At 36.0% G+C, this 17,148-nt stretch carries 20 protein-coding genes and 1 pseudogene; 11 read left to right on the top strand and 10 right to left on the bottom strand.

Going from position 1 to position 17,148, the window contains the following annotated elements:
* Positions 1-190 (top strand): annotated as a pseudogene (locus tag F948_RS16380) (IS4 family transposase); the annotation flags it as partial.
* Positions 191-245: 55 nt separating this feature from the next.
* Here F948_RS16380 and F948_RS07325 read toward each other — a convergent pair.
* The 4 genes from F948_RS07325 to F948_RS07340 all read right to left on the bottom strand — a co-directional run bounded on the left by F948_RS07325 (position 246) and on the right by F948_RS07340 (position 3,141).
* Entirely contained in the window at positions 246-842 is a 597-nt protein-coding gene (locus tag F948_RS07325) for a nitroreductase family protein (protein ID WP_004962126.1), read from the bottom strand.
* 245 nt (positions 843-1,087) lie between these two features.
* On the bottom strand, positions 1,088-2,227 hold the full coding sequence (ftsY, locus tag F948_RS07330) for a signal recognition particle-docking protein FtsY (RefSeq protein ID WP_004911397.1): 1,140 nt from the start codon (positions 2,225-2,227) through the stop codon (positions 1,088-1,090).
* A gap of 118 nt (positions 2,228-2,345) precedes the next feature.
* A complete protein-coding gene (locus F948_RS07335; protein WP_004962130.1) occupies positions 2,346-2,675 on the bottom strand; it encodes a hypothetical protein in 330 nt (109 codons plus the stop codon).
* A 106-nt stretch (positions 2,676-2,781) separates the two neighbouring features.
* On the bottom strand, positions 2,782-3,141 hold the full coding sequence (locus F948_RS07340) for a hypothetical protein (protein ID WP_004954146.1): 360 nt from the start codon (positions 3,139-3,141) through the stop codon (positions 2,782-2,784).
* 226 nt (positions 3,142-3,367) lie between these two features.
* On the opposite strand from F948_RS07340, the gene F948_RS07345 reads away from it, so the two are divergent.
* The 3 genes from F948_RS07345 (at position 3,368) to F948_RS07355 (ending at position 4,804) form a co-directional block, all read left to right on the top strand.
* Positions 3,368-3,601 carry an SEL1-like repeat protein gene (locus tag F948_RS07345; protein WP_004911406.1) on the top strand — a complete coding sequence of 78 codons (234 nt, stop codon included), beginning with the start codon at positions 3,368-3,370 and terminating at the stop codon, positions 3,599-3,601.
* 257 nt (positions 3,602-3,858) lie between these two features.
* A complete protein-coding gene (locus tag F948_RS07350; protein ID WP_004911409.1) occupies positions 3,859-4,239 on the top strand; it encodes a DUF2750 domain-containing protein in 381 nt (126 codons plus the stop codon).
* A 133-nt stretch (positions 4,240-4,372) separates the two neighbouring features.
* Positions 4,373-4,804: a CBS domain-containing protein gene (locus tag F948_RS07355; protein WP_004911413.1), complete on the top strand. Its 432-nt coding sequence runs from the start codon at positions 4,373-4,375 to the stop codon at positions 4,802-4,804.
* A gap of 52 nt (positions 4,805-4,856) precedes the next feature.
* On the opposite strand, the gene F948_RS07360 is transcribed toward F948_RS07355, so the two are convergent.
* A complete protein-coding gene (locus F948_RS07360) occupies positions 4,857-6,071 on the bottom strand; it encodes an aspartate aminotransferase family protein (RefSeq protein ID WP_004962133.1) in 1,215 nt (404 codons plus the stop codon).
* 163 nt (positions 6,072-6,234) lie between these two features.
* Between F948_RS07360 and grxD the strand changes: the two genes are divergently transcribed.
* Positions 6,235-6,576 carry a Grx4 family monothiol glutaredoxin gene (gene grxD / locus F948_RS07365; protein WP_004772459.1) on the top strand — a complete coding sequence of 114 codons (342 nt, stop codon included), beginning with the start codon at positions 6,235-6,237 and terminating at the stop codon, positions 6,574-6,576.
* Positions 6,577-6,610: 34 nt separating this feature from the next.
* On the opposite strand, the gene F948_RS07370 is transcribed toward grxD, so the two are convergent.
* Entirely contained in the window at positions 6,611-6,934 is a 324-nt protein-coding gene (locus F948_RS07370; protein ID WP_004911419.1) for a hypothetical protein, read from the bottom strand.
* 79 nt (positions 6,935-7,013) lie between these two features.
* Between F948_RS07370 and F948_RS07375 the strand changes: the two genes are divergently transcribed.
* Both F948_RS07375 and F948_RS07380 read left to right on the top strand, forming a co-directional pair.
* Complete coding sequence (locus tag F948_RS07375) at positions 7,014-7,439, top strand: HD domain-containing protein (RefSeq protein ID WP_004962139.1); 426 nt, start codon at positions 7,014-7,016, stop codon at positions 7,437-7,439.
* A gap of 52 nt (positions 7,440-7,491) precedes the next feature.
* Positions 7,492-8,415, top strand: coding sequence for a LysR family transcriptional regulator (locus F948_RS07380; protein WP_004962142.1), 924 nt, complete (start codon positions 7,492-7,494; stop codon positions 8,413-8,415).
* A 25-nt stretch (positions 8,416-8,440) separates the two neighbouring features.
* On the opposite strand, the gene map is transcribed toward F948_RS07380, so the two are convergent.
* Positions 8,441-9,235 (bottom strand): type I methionyl aminopeptidase, encoded by a 795-nt coding sequence (gene map, locus F948_RS07385; RefSeq protein WP_004954129.1) that lies wholly within the window; start codon positions 9,233-9,235, stop codon positions 8,441-8,443.
* A 344-nt stretch (positions 9,236-9,579) separates the two neighbouring features.
* Between map and brnQ the strand changes: the two genes are divergently transcribed.
* On the top strand, positions 9,580-10,881 hold the full coding sequence (gene brnQ / locus F948_RS07390) for a branched-chain amino acid transport system II carrier protein (protein WP_004962146.1): 1,302 nt from the start codon (positions 9,580-9,582) through the stop codon (positions 10,879-10,881).
* Between the two features lie 359 nt (positions 10,882-11,240).
* Positions 11,241-11,480 (top strand): hypothetical protein, encoded by a 240-nt coding sequence (locus tag F948_RS07395; RefSeq protein ID WP_004911434.1) that lies wholly within the window; start codon positions 11,241-11,243, stop codon positions 11,478-11,480.
* Positions 11,481-11,512: 32 nt separating this feature from the next.
* Here the strand turns inward: F948_RS07395 and F948_RS07400 are convergent, their stop codons facing one another.
* Entirely contained in the window at positions 11,513-11,974 is a 462-nt protein-coding gene (locus F948_RS07400; RefSeq protein WP_004954119.1) for a hypothetical protein, read from the bottom strand.
* A 119-nt stretch (positions 11,975-12,093) separates the two neighbouring features.
* Here F948_RS07400 and F948_RS07405 point away from each other — a divergent pair, with 119 nt between their 5' ends.
* Positions 12,094-12,951 carry an alpha/beta hydrolase family protein gene (locus F948_RS07405; RefSeq protein ID WP_004911437.1) on the top strand — a complete coding sequence of 286 codons (858 nt, stop codon included), beginning with the start codon at positions 12,094-12,096 and terminating at the stop codon, positions 12,949-12,951.
* Positions 12,952-13,605: 654 nt separating this feature from the next.
* Complete coding sequence (locus F948_RS07410; RefSeq protein ID WP_004911447.1) at positions 13,606-14,070, top strand: MarR family winged helix-turn-helix transcriptional regulator; 465 nt, start codon at positions 13,606-13,608, stop codon at positions 14,068-14,070.
* Between the two features lie 53 nt (positions 14,071-14,123).
* Here F948_RS07410 and F948_RS07415 read toward each other — a convergent pair whose 3' ends face one another.
* Together F948_RS07415 and F948_RS07420 are read right to left on the bottom strand one after the other, a co-directional pair.
* Complete coding sequence (locus tag F948_RS07415; RefSeq protein WP_004911450.1) at positions 14,124-14,792, bottom strand: SOS response-associated peptidase family protein; 669 nt, start codon at positions 14,790-14,792, stop codon at positions 14,124-14,126.
* A 57-nt stretch (positions 14,793-14,849) separates the two neighbouring features.
* Entirely contained in the window at positions 14,850-17,012 is a 2,163-nt protein-coding gene (locus F948_RS07420; RefSeq protein WP_004911452.1) for a malate synthase G, read from the bottom strand.
* Positions 17,013-17,148 lie beyond the last annotated feature (136 nt).

Genomic DNA, 17,148 nt, shown 5'->3' on the forward strand with positions numbered 1-17,148 from the left:
ATGGATTGCATTAATTGCCTATTTGCTGGTGAACTTCGCTAAACACATGGCACAAGAAGGATGGAGTGTTCAGCGTTTACTGAGAATTATTCAGGTCAATTTATTTGAAAGGAAACTTTTAAGGTCACTCTTTGTGCCTGATAAAAAATGGCGAAAACAAGAAGAACCTCAATTGAGGTTCTTCTTGTGATATTTGTGGGACAGCAGTGAATTGAAAGTGCCCTTTTTTAATAATCTTGAAAAACTTAGTTAAAAGTTTTGAAACGTGCAGCGTCATCCATAAATGGTTTATCGCCTGCTGGCGCTTCAATTGAACCAAATACTAACTGAGCACGTAATTTCCAATTTGCAGGAATATCATAAGTCTCAGCAACTTCCGCATCTACAATCGGATTATAGTGCTGTAATGATGCACCGATACCAATTTCAGAAAGCGCCGTCCAAGTTGCAAACTGAGCAATCGCACTTGAATGTTCAGACCATACTGGGAAATTATCAGCATATAAAGCAAACTGTTCTTGTAAACCTTTTACAACATCTTGATCTTCATAAAATAATACAGTCCCGAAACCTGCTGCGAAGCTATCAATTTTTTGATTTGTGCCTTCAAATGCTTCAGCTGGTACGATTTTACGTAAAGTCTCACGAACGATGTTCCAGAAATTTGTATGTGATTCACCATAAAGCGTCACAACTCGAGATGTTTGTGAGTTAAATGCTGAAGGGCTTTGTTTTACTGCTTCGCGAATCGTTTCTTCAATTTTCGCTTGATCTACTGTCACGTTTTTGCCAATTGCATAAATCGTACGACGAGCTTTGATGCTGTTTAAAAAGTTACTCATGTTGTTATTCCTCTTTTACCCTTTGGGTGTTATCTTGGATTGAATGTAGTGTATAACGGCTTATTTTTTATTAGTAGACCAAAAAATATAACAGATCGTTTTATTTTTGAAACGACCGTAAATGGTTGCCTATTTTTAGATCACAATAAAACTGTAGATTTACCTTAATTTCCTTTGATTGCTTTGAATATAAAAAAGAGGCTCTAAGAACCTCTTTTTAAAAGAATGAGCTAAATAATTAAAAATTATTTCTCAGTCTCGAACAAAGCAGCAACAAATGATTTAGCAGAGAAAGGACGCAAATCGTCAATCTTTTCCCCAACACCGATATAACGAATCGGCACATGAGTACGACTTGCGATATTGAATAAGACACCACCTTTAGCAGTACCATCTAACTTAGTAATTGTAATACCAGTCAAGCCAACAGCCTCATCAAAAAGCTGTACTTGATTGATCGCATTCTGCCCTGTACCAGCATCCACAATAAGCATAATTTCATGTGGTGCAGTCGCATCTATCTTTTGCATTACGCGCTTAACTTTTTTTAACTCTTCCATTAAGTTAGATTTGTTTTGCAAACGCCCTGCCGTGTCGGCAATGAGAACATCGATGCCTTTTGCACGGGCACTTTCGAATGCATCAAAAATCACAGAAGCACTGTCTGCACCATGACCCTGTGCAACAACTGGGATATCGTTACGCTCGCCCCAGATCTGCAGTTGTTCAGTCGCTGCGGCACGGAAAGTATCACCAGCGGCAAGCATGACCTTCTTTCCTTCAGCCTGTAAACGTTTTGCAAGCTTACCAATGGTTGTTGTCTTACCAACACCATTTACACCTACCATTAAAATGACATAAGGAGACTTGTTAGGATCAATATGTAGTGGCTTCACACGAGGAGCCAATAATGCTACCAACTCCTCTTGCAATGCTTTATACAAAGCATGCGAATAGATCAAATCTCCACGTGCTGTACGCTCTGTCAGATTTGCGATAATTGTTTTTGTTGCCTCAACACCGATATCTGCAATCAAAAGTTGTTCTTCAACTTCTTCTAATAGCTCATCATCGATTTCTTTACCACCGATCAAAATATTGACCATACCATCGGTAAAACTACGACGAGTTTTGATTAATCCATCCTTCATACGTCCAAAGAAACCTGTTGATTTGGTTTCTTCTTCCTCTTCTGAAGATACTGATTGATGTTGCTCAGTTATTTCGACGTTAGTAGCTGGCGCAGGTGTTGTTTCAACTGTTGTTTTTACAGCTGGCTCAATAATGGGAACATCGACAGCAGGTAAACTCGGTAATGTGACATCATCATCGCCGATATCAGCATCTATCAAGAATTTATTTTGCATATTCGATTGCTGTTGCATGTCAATTCCTTGAGAATAAAGCAGCTTTTTAAAAAGATGGTCAGTCTAGCATAAATAGATTTTATTTTCCCGACTGCTACAAATCCCTCATTTATAAATAAATTACTTTGATTAAAACTCATTCATCATCGAGCGAAAGTGCAGGATATTCTTGGATACGTGTAGATTCAAATTGAAACGCATTTAATAGTTTTAAATATTCGACCCGACGAATTTTTTGAGCTTGTAAAACATTCAAAGCCATAGCCTGCGTTTTGGGATGACTAGCTTGTTCAGCCAATTGCATAACCTTCAGATATTGATCCTGATTCACTGGTCGTAGTAGAGCATTAAATGCAAGAATAAAAATGGCTATTAGAATAAATATCACTAAATAGACATTAAACTGATCTAATTTATGCCCTAATTTTAGCTCTAAGATTTTATGTTTTAAATGTTTAGACAGCATGACTAACCTCAATATTAGAAGTAGTGTATGTGCCTACGTAACTCAGTACAAGACTCACGTTCAATAAGCCGCCAAAATATCGTTTATTGAACGTGATGGTTATAGGTCAACTCACTAATGTACGTACAAAGGCGAAGTAAAGGATAAATGCAATAATCACTAAACTAACAAATACAGCAAACATTCCCACACCACTTTCTGCATCTGCTGGATGTAAATCATCATCATCTGCTATACGGCGCAGCTCTCCGTTATAAATTTCATAAAAACGATCTTTTTGCTCTGGGCTAAGCGTACTCGCAAAATCATAAACCCTTTTACGCTGAGCTAAACAATAATCACCCAAATGAATTTCTTGATGGAAAATAGCCTCATCAAGTAATTTTCGATGATGATGTGCCAATTCAATAATTTGATTTTCAGATGGTGGAACATCAAAGGTTAAACCATCGATTACGTTTGACATGTTATTCTCCTTTTCTATTATTTTCACTTTGATTTTACTTAAAATTATTTGCTAGAAATGTTTAATCGTGTAAGCTTTTATTTACAGAAAGACACTCGATATATTTGACAATTCCATTATTTTTGTCATAATAATTTAACAATTCAAAGTTAAATTAGCTTATATTCAAAGTAAAGTGTCTTTGGATAGAATTTGCGGTAATCATAATTAAAATAAGGAGTTATATATGATTCAACATTTCACACAACACGAACTAGAGCATGTGTATGCAAATGCGGTTAATACCATTCAATCGCAAAAAAACTTTCAAGATGCAGTGAAAGAACTTGAAGAAGTAGCAAAAGCAGGTCATGGTAAAGCAGCATTATTTCTAGCAGAATTGTATTATCAAGGTTTCCGAGTAGAGCGTGATTCACTTAAAGCTCAATACTGGCAAAAGATGGCAACCTTACAAGCATAAAGAGACGTCACCTAGGTGGCGTTTTTTTATGCCTGCAACAAAGATAAAAAGTTATCTTTATCTGAGTTAAAAAATGTAATTTCTTTAGCATCTAAAATTTAATTAGAGCTTACTTTTTTCAATAAATGTGATGCAGATTACGATTTATTGAAATAATTAGAATATTTGCTTACCATTTTGATGAATTGATTAAACATAAATGCAAAGTATATTTCTTATAATAAAACATGAGTTTATAACTATATAAGTTTAAGAATATGTATCGGTTTAACCATTTTCAACCTGTTTCTCGTGAGTTGATGATTAAAATTTCAATCCTAAAAACAATGATGTATTGCGGTGTACTTTGGGGTCTTTATCATCAAGGTTGGGCAATCAAATCTGATCAAGATGGTCACGTATTCCCTTTTTGGCTAAATGGCGTCCAAGCACACCGTTATGCAAAATCACATTGGAAACATTACCAACCACGTAAAATCACACCCAAAGACTTTCACGAATCGTTGCTTCCTACTTTGACCCGATTACAAGTTGAACCTGCTTTATTTAATTCTTCGCACAGAAAATTCAAACTTTCTACTCAACAAATGCAGCACTTTTTCTTTATGCCAAAAGACACTGTAATGCCAGCAGTATAAAGCATCTAATCAATGATGACTTTTTAAGCACTTACATTAAAAAGTCATCATCGAAGATAAATTAGGGCTTTGCATTTAAAAAAAATACCGTTAAGTTAAATGAAAATGACAATACAACACAGGTGGATAAATAATGACAATCGTTGCTCAAGTCATCAAGAATAAAGCTGTACAATCTATTTTTACGATTTCACCAAATGCGACTGTACTTGAAGCAATTAAAATCATGGCAGATAAAGGTGTTGGTGCTTTAGTCGTTGCAGAAGATGAAAAAGTGGTTGGAATTTTCTCTGAGCGTGACTATACACGTAAAATCGCCTTGATGGAGCGCTCTTCAAATAATACGCTTGTTTCGGACATTATGACTTCAAAAGTGATTTCTGTAAGCTTAAACAATACAGTTGAAGAATGCTTAAACTTAATGACAGATCGTCATTTACGCCATTTACCTGTTCTTGAGAATGAAAAATTAGTTGGTTTTATTTCAATTGGTGATTTAGTCAAAGCTGCCATGGAAGATCAGCGTGTTTTAATTGAACAGTTACAACAGTATATTTCTGGCTAATTGATTAATATAAAAAAGGGCAATTTAATTGCCCTTTTTTTATTTACAAAGATCAACCTTTCAAGAAACTCTGAATGGTTGGTACAAGACGCTTAAGAAGATCGTCTGCTTGTTCTTGTGTCATGTTTAATGGAGGAAGTAAACGAACCACTGAACCTGCGGTTACGTTAACAATTAATTTGTATTCATCACGAGCGATTGCAACAATTTCAGCACAATCTTCAGGTAATTGAATACCAATCATCATACCAAAACCACGAACTTGAACATTCAAATCATTTAAATGCACTTTGAGCTGCTCAACTATGTATGCGCCTACTTTAGCCGCATTTTCTACTGCATTTTCATTTTGAAGTGTGTCAATCACTGTGTAAACAACACGTGAACCTAAAACAGTTCCACCATAAGTAGAACCATGACTACCAGCACCCAATAGTCCAACTGCTTTACCTTGAGTCATAACCGCACCAACAGGAAAACCATTTCCTAAACCTTTTGCAGTTGTCATCACATCAGGAACTATATTGGTGTGTTGGTATGCAAAATATTTACCTGTACGACCATTACCAGTTTGGATTTCATCAAGCATCATCAACCAATTGTGCTGATTACAAAGTGCGCGAACTTCTTCTAAATAGCTGAAGCCTTGTGGAGCGGTATTGACACCACCTTCACCTTGAATTGGCTCAATCAAGATAGCAACAATGTCTGGATGATTGATCGCAGCTTCTTGGATTGCCTCAACATCACCAAATGGAACTCGAATAAACCCTTCAACTAATGGCGCAAAACCTTCCTGAACTTTTTTATTCCCTGTTGCAGACAAGGTTGCCAAAGTACGACCATGAAAAGATTGTTCAGCAACGATAATTTTAGGATTACTCACACCTTGCTGCGCACCAAATTTACGAGCAATTTTAATTGCACCTTCATTTGACTCAGCACCGCTATTTGAAAAAAAGATTTCTTCCATTCCTGAAACTTCAGCAAGTTTCTGCGCAGCAGCTGTCTGCCAAGGAATTTCAAATAAGTTACTGGTGTGTACTAATGTTGCAGCTTGCTCTGCAATTGCTTCTGCAATCACAGGATGAGCATGACCTAAACCACATACAGCAATACCTGTCAAAGCATCCAAATATTCAGTACCATCTGCTGTATACAGATACGCCCCTCGTCCTCGAACAAAACTGATCGCTTGGCGACCATAAGTAGCCATAAGATGTGAAGGTTGATCAGGTTGCACAGGAGCAAGAGTGATATTAGTCATAACAAACTCAATCTATCGTTAGTTGTGTTGAAAAGGGTTATATAAGCAAAAACCTGTGTAGATTGAAAGCTTAAACTCACATTTATACAAGAAAAATCTTTAGCAATAGCCCGCAACTAATTTTTCGGTATATAATTTGGGAAGATTAGTTGAGGATCTATCTATGACGGAACAAGCGCGTGATACAGTAGCGTTAATTCGTGATCAAATTGCGAAACACCCTGTTTTACTTTACATGAAAGGCACTCCACAATTCCCGCAATGTGGTTTTTCAGCTCGTGCAGTTGAAGCACTTAGTCAAATTGGTCGTCCATTTGCCTATGTAAATATCTTAGAAAACCAAGATATTCGTGCAACATTACCTCAAATTGCAAACTGGCCTACTTTCCCACAGTTATGGGTAAATGGTGAGCTTATTGGTGGTAGCGATATCATGCTTGAGATGTTCCAAAATGGTGAATTAAAACCATTAGTTGAGCAATATAGCCCAGCACCTGAAGCATAAGTTTAAAAAGCCAATCTCTTGATTGGCTTTTTTATTACTTACAACTTAAACCGATATAACGAAACATCCCTTCGACGCCCAAATCTGATTTTAAAATAATTACATCTTCATATGTTGACTTTGAAATACTAGAAAAGATATTCATATTGGCATCTTCATGAATTTCATCAACAGATTGTGACAAAGTTTCTTCAAAACGATCTGCTATATATTCAAATCCCAAGTCCATAGCGATAAATAACGTATGATCACATGGTTGGATATATTGCTCTTGTTCCCAATCTAGTACAGCTTGTTGACAATATGGGCAGACAATATTTTGAGTTGAATCGGCAATATTAATAAGTTGATAAGACATGATGATAAAGCTTAAGAAATTAAAAACAGTTTAAAAGAATATCGTAATCAAAGCTATTCCGCTCAGGAGTATTTAGCACATGGTCTCTATAGAACAAGCTATCGCTTTTGCCGCTACAAAGCATATGGGACAAGTCGATAAGGCGAATGCCCCTTATATATTACATCCTTTACGCGTCATGATGAACGTCTCAACGATTCAGCAAAAAATTGTAGCCGTGTTGCATGATGTTCTCGAAGATACTAATACTACTGTAGATGAACTATATGAATTAGGATGTGATAACGATATTGTTGAAGCAATTCTGGCATTGACTAAACTAAAGGGTGAATCTAGAACTGAGGCTGCAAAACGCACCCTTCAAAACCCTATAGCACGTGTTGTGAAAATTGCAGATATCACTGACAATATGGACTTATCGAGGATTCACTCACCTACAGATAAAGATTTTGAACGAATTAAAGAATATCAACTGGTTCGCGATATTTTGACACAAAGTATTTAATCAACCGGTTTATACTAACCTAGAACTTGTAAAAGTTGGAGTTTATGGCGGAATGCTAACGGATTTAGATGATTTTTACTGCTTTGCACTGGTTGTAGAACATGGTGGTTTTAGCGCAGCCGAACGTGCAACTGACATCCCAAAATCTAAGCTTAGCCGTAGGGTCTATAATTTAGAAGAACAACTAGGCGTTCGCCTCATTCAACGCAGTTCACGACATTTTGCTGTCACTGATATCGGTATGGATGTCTATAGACACGCACAAGTCATGATGAATGCCGCGCAAGCAGCACATGATGTGGTTAATCACTTAAGTAGCGAACCTCGTGGCGTGATCAAAGTGAGCGTTCCTGTCGACATCGCCCAAAACCAAATGGCCAAAATACTACCCGCTTTTTTGAAGAAATATCCCGAAGTACGCGTACAAATGATGGTCAGTAACCGTCGTGTTGATGTTATTAATGAAGGTATTGATCTAGCTTTAAGGGTTCGTTCTAAATTAGATGATGACCCCAATCTCGTATTAAGAGAGTTTGAAGCAATAGAACAACGTCTTTTTGCCAGTCAAGCATATCTTAATGAATTTGGACACCTAAATACACCTGAAGAACTGAGCAAACACCGTATTATTAGTATGTCAGAAGATCATCTCGATCAACAATTCTTATTAAGTGGCCCAAATAATCAACAACAAAAAATTAAAGTTAACCCAGTGATTATGGCTTCCAATCTTTTAATGTTGGCACAACTTGCAAGCCAAAATTGCGGTATCGCTTTATTACCAGATAGTATTGCTCAAGATTTTGTAAAATCAGGACAATTAGTAAAAGTATTACCAGAGTGGACTGCACCTCATGGTATTTTTCACGCTGTATATCCATCGAGAAGAGGTTTGCTACCTGCCGTACGTGTATTTATTGATTATCTGGTTGAACAACTAACGATGTGCTCTACAAGAAAAAGGCCTGATTTTTAATCAAGCCTTGATGATTCGAAACCCTTTAAATTGAAGGATAATGTCCAGTTCCATTTGGCCATGGCGTCAATAGCTCAAATCCATCATCAGTCACAGCAACCATGTGCTCCCATTGCGCTGACCAAGATTTGTCCTGAGTAACAACCGTCCAACCATCACTCAACTCTTTAACAAATGGTTTCCCAGCATTAACCATGGGTTCAATCGTAAATACCATGCCTTTTTTCAGCACCATACCCTGACCTTTTTGCCCGTAGTGCAAAATGTTTGGCTGTTCATGATATACGCGCCCAATTCCATGACCGCAATACTCTCGGACAATACTATAGCCTTCACGCTGTGCTACAGATTGAATTGCATGACCAATATCACCTAAAGTCGCACCAGGCCTCACAGTATGAATACCAGCAAGCATCGCTTCGTAGGTAGTTTCTACTAATTTTTTTGCTTCAGGAGTAGGTTCACCCACAAAGTACATTCTACTGGTATCACCAAAGTAACCATCTTTGATGACAGCTACATCAATGTTTAAAATATCACCGTCTTTTAAAATCTTCTTTGCAGAAGGAATTGCATGACAAACCTCTTCATTGACGGAGATACACGTAGTCTTCGTAAAACCATGGTAGCCAACATTGGCAGGTATCACTTGCAGCGTATTTACAATGTAATCATTACAGATATCATCTAGGTATTCTGTACTTACGCCAGGCTTAATATACTCGCCTATCATTTCTAAAACTTGTGCCGCTAAACGTCCTGAGATTCTTAACTTCTCAATATCTTGTTCCGTTTTGATGGTCACAGTAGAAGCTCTCATTCGAGATATTCCTTATTAAAAAATAATAAAATCAAAAAATAATGCATAGGCGTTGCATTCATCATTTCTATAGTTTTACGCCTTAGCTTTCAAATGTTCAATCCTTTTATGGACTAACACCAATTAATTGTACATTTAATTTAGATTTTTATCATAATATCATCATGTTTAACCCATTTTTTCACTTTTAAAATCATTTCAAACAATTATGTTTACCAATCCTAATTATATGATTTACAAGCTTTCTTTTTAGTCAAAAATCAATCAATTTTCACATAAAATTAGTTTCAAAAGAGAACATTTTTGGTCTAGAATTCGCACTTTTATTTTAAACCTCCCATTTTATGAATCATCTTCGTACAGGAGATATTATTGCCTTAGGTTTTATGACCTTCGCACTGTTTATTGGTGCAGGTAATATTATTTTCCCACCTATTGTCGCACAACAAGCAGGTGAACATGTTTGGCTTGCTGCTTTTGGTTTTTTAATCACTGCAGTTGGTTTACCAGTGCTTACCATTATGGCTTTATCGCGAATGCAAGGCTCAATCGAGATTATTAGTTCTCCTTTAGGTCGATTTGCTAGCCTTTTATTAACAATTGTTTGTTATCTCTCTGTTGGTCCATTATTCGCTACTCCACGGACTGCGACAGTTTCATATGAAATTGGTTTTGCTCCTTATTTTGGAACTTCGAGTAGTAGTTTATTTATATATAGTGTGATTTATTTTGCTCTAGTGACTGCTGTATCACTCTACCCAAATAAGCTGTTAGACACTGTAGGGCATGTTCTTGCGCCTTTAAAAATTATTGCACTGGCAATTTTAGGTATTGCAGCAATTGTTATTCCGACTGGTTATATCTCACCGCCGATCAACAACTATGTGAGTAGTCCAGTATCTGAAGGCTTTGTTAATGGTTATCTCACCATGGACACGCTTGGTGCATTGGTCTTTGGTATCGTAATTATTCAAGCAATACAATCACGTGGTGTGACAGACTCAAAACTGATAACTAAATATGCAATTATTGCAAGTTTAATTGCAGGTGTTGGACTTACACTCGTATATATCAGCCTATTCAAACTTGGTTTGGGTAGTCATGAAGTTGCTGCAAATGCTGACAATGGTGCTATTATTTTGCATGCATATGTTCAACACGCATTTGGCGACTTGGGTTCTATCTTTCTGACTGGATTAATTTTTTTAGCATGTATGGTGACTGCTATTGGGCTAACCTGTGCTTGTGCTGAATACTTTACAGAATTGACTGGCCTACCATATAAATTACTTGTTTTTATCTTGATCGGTTTTTCATTGGTCATTTCGAATCTAGGCTTAACAAAACTTATTGCATTTTCAGTACCAGTGCTTAGTGCTATTTATCCACCAGCTATAGTGGTTATTATGTTGAGTTTTTTCTGGAAATTTTGGAATAAACCATCATTAGTTGTTGGATCAGTTACTACGGTTGCTTTTATTTTCGGAATTATAGAAGCGGTAAAAGCTGCGGGATTCAACGAATATTTACCAGTTTTCATTCAACATCTACCTTTGAATCAACAAAATTTGGCATGGCTACTTCCGTCTCTTATTGTACTGGTGGTAACTACTGCTATTGATCAAATGCGTAAAGAAAAAATTTAAAATGATTTGTCGTTAAAATGATGTTTTACCCAGACATGATTTTAGCTATACAGAAAATGTTCTTTTATCCAACGTTCATTTTTTGTTTACGACAAATCTTTTTAGCTGTTAAATTAATAATTTATGGTTTTATTATTTTCTATTTCTAAATGTAAAAAAACCAACAATATCATAATTAAAAATACCAACAATCACCAAATAAAATAATATTTTCATATATAATTCAATACATTCTAAAATTTATTTTCAAAATAGTCTTTTTACCTATTGAAATCCCTAAAAATAAGCAGTACAACTTTAAATTCAATTCTGACAAAAACGATTAGGTTTCTGTCATCACGACTCAAGGAGGGATGGAGATGTTATCATTACATTTCAACAAGCAAGTCTTCATTAACACTCTGAAGGCAAACGATTCGATCGTATATGCAATCACAACACTCGCACTTATGGCTACGTTGTTATTACAAGGCACAATTAAAGGTAATTTGAAACCTGAATATTTCGCCTATGCACTGATCGTTTCACTAGCCTTTTGTACGTGGGGTATTGTGGACCGAAAGTTTCGACAAATGAGTGCTGAGCGTCAAAAAAATTAATTTACTAAAATGGATGAGTCATCATCCATTTTTTATTGGAAATAAATTATTGTTCCGTAAAGCAATATAGCTGTTGCACCCAGCTCAACCACTATCAAACTAAACATTATAAAACTCATACACCAACTTGGTAGTGTCCAATGTCCCAATTGATGAGGTTGTTTAAATTGGTTGGTTGTGTCTTTTAAAAAACCATGGATTATGTAAGTTAGGATCGACATCGAGAAAAAGAACAGATTCGCAACAACGCAAAATAATTTTGTAGTTTCACTTAACATACTGAAATAACTTAAACATGCCAAAATTAAACTGGCACTCGCATATAACAAACTACTACGATGCGCAATATCTACATAATAATGAGCTCTTGATTGTTGAGATCTTCGAATTTGATAATATTTCCAAACGCCTGTTAACATTCCTACCCAAAGAAAAATTCCACTAAAAATTATTGCTAATTCCATTGCTTGGTTAAATTCCACAACTATATCCATTTGATTTGTTTAATTAATAATCTTGATTCTACCTTTATTTGACTTTTTAGTCATTTTTTATATAAGTTTCTTTTTGGAACTTATGTAAAGTAATTAGAGATAGTATTGAGTTCTCCGTTATGAATACCTATAAATCTTTTTGGATCAGCTGTAAAGATGGTTATCAACTTTCAGCTCGATACTACGCTTCTGAAAATAATACAAAACAGTTTCCAATTCTGGTTTGTTCAGCAACTGGCATTACTCAGAACTTTTACAATTCATTTGCACAATGGCTGAATCAACAAGGTTATCAAGTTCTCACCTTTGATTTCAGAGGAATTGGTGAGTCATTACATGGCAAATTAAAAGATTCTACAGCAAGTATTGATGATTGGGGTTTATTGGATATACCAGCTGCAATTGACTCACTAATCAACAAAACCCACGCACAACAGGTGATTATTATTGGTCATAGTGCTGGCGGGCAGTTGCTTGGTATCAACCCTTCTTATGAAAAAGTTGCCAAGGTATTAGCTATTGCGGGTTCTACAGGTCACATCAAAGGTCTAAAGGGAAAAACTAAGTTATTAGCTCCTGTTATGTTCAACATTATTTTCCCTGTTTCAAGTTTATTTAAAGGATACGGTGCGACACAATTCATCGGCATGGGTGAAAACCTACCGAAAAATGTTGCAAGACAATGGGCTGAGTTTTGTAGTAAACCTGGTTATGTAATGAATACGATTGGTAAAACTATTTTTAATGACTATCATCAGCAAATTAAGTGCCCTATCGTTTCGTTTTGGGCTACAGACGATGAAATCGCCACAGAAGCGAATGTCAAAGATTTATTACGACTGTATCCAAACGCTGAAACCAAACTAGTTCAACTTGATCCACAGAAACATGGTTTTAATGAGATCGGGCATATGTCGATGTTTAAAAAGAGCCATAAGCAACTATGGTCAATCATTGAAAAAGAAATCAACGTCTAATAAATAAGTACCCTCTTCACTTTACGCATCTAAATATGTAATCCTGTTTAGATGCGTCTTTTTAATAACATCAAATTCCACCTTTCATCATTCCAAAATTAATTAATCAAACTAAATCGACCGCCAAATTTATTAAATTTTCTACATCTGTATATTTTATTGATCAAAAAACAGCATAAAAATGTGATAAAGAATGTATTAATTCATCTTTTTAGATTATTTATTCTAGTTATTTTTTAACCATATGTTTAACCCAATTATCTGTATTTGATAGTATTTATTATATAAATATATTGATTTCTATATTTTATGACATTTGAGTCAGAAGTTTTTGCCTTTAAAGTCACGTCAAATATTGTATTTATTTTCTACAATAGCAATGTTCTTGAGATAGACTGATTTATAGAAAAACTGTCTATCTGAAAGAGTGTGTAGAATAGATAAAACCATCATAAATAACATTTTTATATGTTTTTTCGATGATTTTTTATTCAAAATAAAGATAGCTGTAGAGCTTCTTTAAGGAAGATTTGTTATAAATGAAATGGTGGAAAATTCAATCAATCTTGGATTTTTCAGCAAGTCGTGAAGACACTTCATGGAATTCAAGAGTTGGTTAACCAATTCACAGTAACAAGCATAGGAAATAAGTAAATGCCTAAAAAATATGCGCGTTTTTTACCTACAGCCGAATCATTTAACTTAGAAGACTTTCCATATTACTGGATTTCTCAAGTAAATGCTCAGTACGTTCAAAACATCGACAACGTACTTAAAAAGTATGGTTTAGACAATTCTCGCCGTCGTATTTTACTTGCATTGAATGTAAAACCTCATGCCAGCGTATCAGAACTATCAGATATGGTCATTTCAAAGATGTCTACGACCACTAAAATCGTTTATCGCCTGAAAGATGAAGGCTATATCGAAACTTACTCTTGCAAAGAAGATGGTCGTATTACGCGAGTTTTTCTGACAGACAAAGGTAAAGAAATGATTGTTAAAATTAATGACCTGACTTCAGTCATTTTAGAACAATCTTTCGATGGTTTAACTCCATTGCAAATAGAAAAAACAATGGAAATCTTAAAACATATGTTTAAGAATTTATCACGTTGATTTAATCAAATTTAAAAAAGCTTCCTATAAAAGAAGCTTTTTTATTTTCGAATCTAAAATAAATCAAACATATTGAGCTGGGGTGTGATTTTCTCAATTTTGAGTTTTGGTACATGTAAACATTCAAACTCCTCTACAGGAAAACCATTCATAAAATTAATTAATTGATATGGCTGTTTTAATGTTAACCACTCATCTAATTGTTCATGAGGAATAACTACAACTGATCTTTTAACATCACCAGGTTCATGGAAATCCTTCATCATCGGATGATCTATAGCGTCCATGGTTAACATCGCTGATGAACGAATTATTTTGTCATTTAACTTTCTAATCTCATAAAGTGCAGCAATATAAAATGCCCGTCCATCTTTACGCTTTACAGCCCAGCGTTGTGGTTTGTTATTTGTATATTTGCTTTCATAAAACTCAGTTACAGGGATTACGCCAAACTTACATTTGTTGGCAGATTCTTGAAAACTTGGTTTCTGAAAAATAGTTTCGTGACGTGCATTATAAGTATGTTTTGAAATATTAAGATCTTCTGCCCATTTAGGTACTAAACCAAACAGTACTTCCCTCCACTCCAAACCTTGTTCAGATTTAAACAATAATGGAGTTTTATAACTTGGATAAACCTCTTCTTCATAGGCAAAAGATACAAGCGGCAATTCAAGTTGCTTTACTTGCTCCAGTGTGATGGGTTTAAAGTTAGCACACATAAAAAATGATCTTCAAAATAATAAAAGCCTCCGAAGAGGCTTTTATTTTAGATGAAATTAATCACCTGTATAACCTTTAAGTTTTAAACGTGCAGCATGTAACAATGGCTCTGTATAACCCGATGGTTGCTCAGCGCCTTTGAAAATTAAATCAGAGGCTGCTTGGAAAGCGATACCATCAAAGTTTGGTGCCATTGGCGTATAAAGTGGATCATTCGCATTTTGTTGATCTACAATTACAGCCATACGTTTCAATACCTCTTCAACTTGTTCACGCGTTACGATACCGTGACGTAACCAGTTTGCAACATGTTGAGAAGAAATACGTAAAGTTGCACGATCTTCCATTAAACCAACGTTGTTGATGTCTGGAACTTTAGAACAACCTACGCCTAGGTCAACCCAACGAACGACATAACCCAGAATACCTTGACAGTTATTTTCAAGTTCGTTGTTAATTTCTTCAGCAGTCCAGTTGGTTTCTGGAGCAAAAGGAGGTGTTAACAAGTCATCCAGAGACAACATATCTTCATTAGCCAACTCATCCTGACGTGCTTTCACGTTGATTTGATGGTAATGCAATGCATGAAGTACCGCACCTGTTGGAGATGGAACCCATGCACAAGATGCACCTGCATTTGGATGTGCAGTTTTAGTCGCCAACATATCTTTCATGCTGTCTGGTTTTGGCCACATGCCTTTACCAATTTGTGCCTTACCTTGTAGGCCACATGCCAAACCAATCGCAACGTTACGATTTTCGTAAGCAGCAATCCATTTCTGAGCTTTAATAGCTTCTTTACGGACCATTGGCGCTGCTTCCATAGAGGTATGGATTTCATCACCCGTACGATCCATAAAACCAGTGTTAATGAAAATCGTACGGTCTTTTGCAGCAGCAATACAGTTTTTCAAATTAACTGAAGTACGACGTTCTTCATCCATGATACCGATTTTGAGTGTTTTCGCAGGTAAGCCAAGTGCCTGTTCCGCACGCTCAAACAATTCAACTGCGAATGCAACTTCTTCTGGGCCATGCATTTTTGGCTTAACGATATACATAGAACCTTTACGAGAGTTCTTATTTTCGTTTTCGCCACGAATATCTGAAATTGTAAGTAATGGAGTAACTAATGCATCCATAATACCTTCAAACACTTCTTCACCTTCAACAAGGATGGCTGGGTTTGTCATCAAGTGACCAACGTTACGAAGAAGCATCAATGAACGACCATGTAAAGTTGTCGTTCCACCGATCAAGTTTTTAACAGTACGATCTTTATTAAGAGCACGAGTAACTGTTTTACCGTTCTTCTCGATTGATTCTTGTAAATCACCCTTCATTAAGCCTAACCAGTTACGGTAGCCTTCTACTTTTTCTTCAGCATCTACAGCTGCTACAGAATCTTCCAAATCTTGAATAGTTGTAATTGCTGCTTCAAGTGTTAAATCTTTAACGCCTGCTGCATCAGTTTTACCAATTGGGCTATTCGCATCGATATCGATAATTACATGCAAGCCATTGTTTAATAAAACAACCTCTGTAGGGTTTTCTGCTTCACCATTAAAGCCAACGAATTGTGACTCATGAGCTAAAGAAGTAGTAGAACCATCTTTCAACGTAACAACTAAACGGTTATGTTCGATTGCGTATTTAGTCGCATCAGCATGTGAACCTTGTGCCAATGGGAAAGTTTGATTTAAGAAATCTTTAGCAAAAGCAATAACTTTGTCGCCACGAACAGGGTTATAACCCTTGCCTTTTTCAGCGCCGTTTTCTTCAGAAATTACATCAGTACCATAAAGTGCATCGTATAATGAACCCCAACGTGCATTTGCAGCATTTAAGCAATAACGTGCATTACGTACAGGTACAACAAGCTGTGGACCAGCTAATAATGCGATTTCTTCATCAACATTTTCAGTTGTAACTTTGAAGTCTTCAACTTCAGGAACAAGATAACCAATTTCAGTTAAGAATGCCTTATAAGCATTTAACTCAAATTTATTATTGCGGTGCCATTCATCAATTTTAGCTTGTAGCTCTTCACGCTTCGCTAATAATGCTTTGTTCTTAGGGCTAAGATCGACAACGACTTGCTCGAAATTTTTCCAGTAAGTTTCACTATCTAAACCAGAACCTGGTAAAGCTTCATTTTCGATGAAATCGTAAAGTTCTTTAGCAATCGCTAGCTTGCCTTTTTGAATACGTACAGTCATTGTCTTTCCTGATGGTGCTAACTTTTTATAACAAGAATCCTAGTATACTGATTTATACTAGCCTGAATAGTAATATCACATTCCTAAATAGTAAGCATTTTCTCAATTAGAAGTATTGACAACTACGAGATTTAGT

The sequence above is a fragment of the Acinetobacter junii CIP 64.5 genome, from assembly GCF_000368765.1.
In the GTDB taxonomy this organism is placed as follows: domain Bacteria; phylum Pseudomonadota; class Gammaproteobacteria; order Pseudomonadales; family Moraxellaceae; genus Acinetobacter; species Acinetobacter junii.

Excerpts from the sequence above, each read along its gene's own strand:
- F948_RS07355 (WP_004911413.1), top strand. The coding sequence starts at position 4,373 with ATGACAATCGTTGCTCAAGTCATCAAGAATAAAGCTGTACAATCTATT.
- F948_RS07400 (WP_004954119.1), bottom strand. The coding sequence starts at position 11,974 with ATGGATATAGTTGTGGAATTTAACCAAGCAATGGAATTAGCAATAATT.
- F948_RS07350 (WP_004911409.1), top strand. The coding sequence starts at position 3,859 with ATGTATCGGTTTAACCATTTTCAACCTGTTTCTCGTGAGTTGATGATT.
- F948_RS07405 (WP_004911437.1), top strand. The coding sequence starts at position 12,094 with ATGAATACCTATAAATCTTTTTGGATCAGCTGTAAAGATGGTTATCAA.
- F948_RS07370 (WP_004911419.1), bottom strand. The coding sequence starts at position 6,934 with ATGTCTTATCAACTTATTAATATTGCCGATTCAACTCAAAATATTGTC.
- F948_RS07345 (WP_004911406.1), top strand. The coding sequence starts at position 3,368 with ATGATTCAACATTTCACACAACACGAACTAGAGCATGTGTATGCAAAT.
- F948_RS07395 (WP_004911434.1), top strand. The coding sequence starts at position 11,241 with ATGTTATCATTACATTTCAACAAGCAAGTCTTCATTAACACTCTGAAG.
- grxD (WP_004772459.1), top strand. The coding sequence starts at position 6,235 with ATGACGGAACAAGCGCGTGATACAGTAGCGTTAATTCGTGATCAAATT.
- F948_RS07325 (WP_004962126.1), bottom strand. The coding sequence starts at position 842 with ATGAGTAACTTTTTAAACAGCATCAAAGCTCGTCGTACGATTTATGCA.
- ftsY (WP_004911397.1), bottom strand. The coding sequence starts at position 2,227 with ATGCAACAGCAATCGAATATGCAAAATAAATTCTTGATAGATGCTGAT.
- map (WP_004954129.1), bottom strand. The coding sequence starts at position 9,235 with ATGAGAGCTTCTACTGTGACCATCAAAACGGAACAAGATATTGAGAAG.
- F948_RS07380 (WP_004962142.1), top strand. The coding sequence starts at position 7,492 with ATGCTAACGGATTTAGATGATTTTTACTGCTTTGCACTGGTTGTAGAA.
- F948_RS07420 (WP_004911452.1), bottom strand. The coding sequence starts at position 17,012 with ATGACTGTACGTATTCAAAAAGGCAAGCTAGCGATTGCTAAAGAACTT.
- F948_RS07335 (WP_004962130.1), bottom strand. The coding sequence starts at position 2,675 with ATGCTGTCTAAACATTTAAAACATAAAATCTTAGAGCTAAAATTAGGG.
- F948_RS07340 (WP_004954146.1), bottom strand. The coding sequence starts at position 3,141 with ATGTCAAACGTAATCGATGGTTTAACCTTTGATGTTCCACCATCTGAA.
- F948_RS07410 (WP_004911447.1), top strand. The coding sequence starts at position 13,606 with ATGCCTAAAAAATATGCGCGTTTTTTACCTACAGCCGAATCATTTAAC.
- brnQ (WP_004962146.1), top strand. The coding sequence starts at position 9,580 with ATGAATCATCTTCGTACAGGAGATATTATTGCCTTAGGTTTTATGACC.
- F948_RS07360 (WP_004962133.1), bottom strand. The coding sequence starts at position 6,071 with ATGACTAATATCACTCTTGCTCCTGTGCAACCTGATCAACCTTCACAT.
- F948_RS07415 (WP_004911450.1), bottom strand. The coding sequence starts at position 14,792 with ATGTGTGCTAACTTTAAACCCATCACACTGGAGCAAGTAAAGCAACTT.
- F948_RS07375 (WP_004962139.1), top strand. The coding sequence starts at position 7,014 with ATGGTCTCTATAGAACAAGCTATCGCTTTTGCCGCTACAAAGCATATG.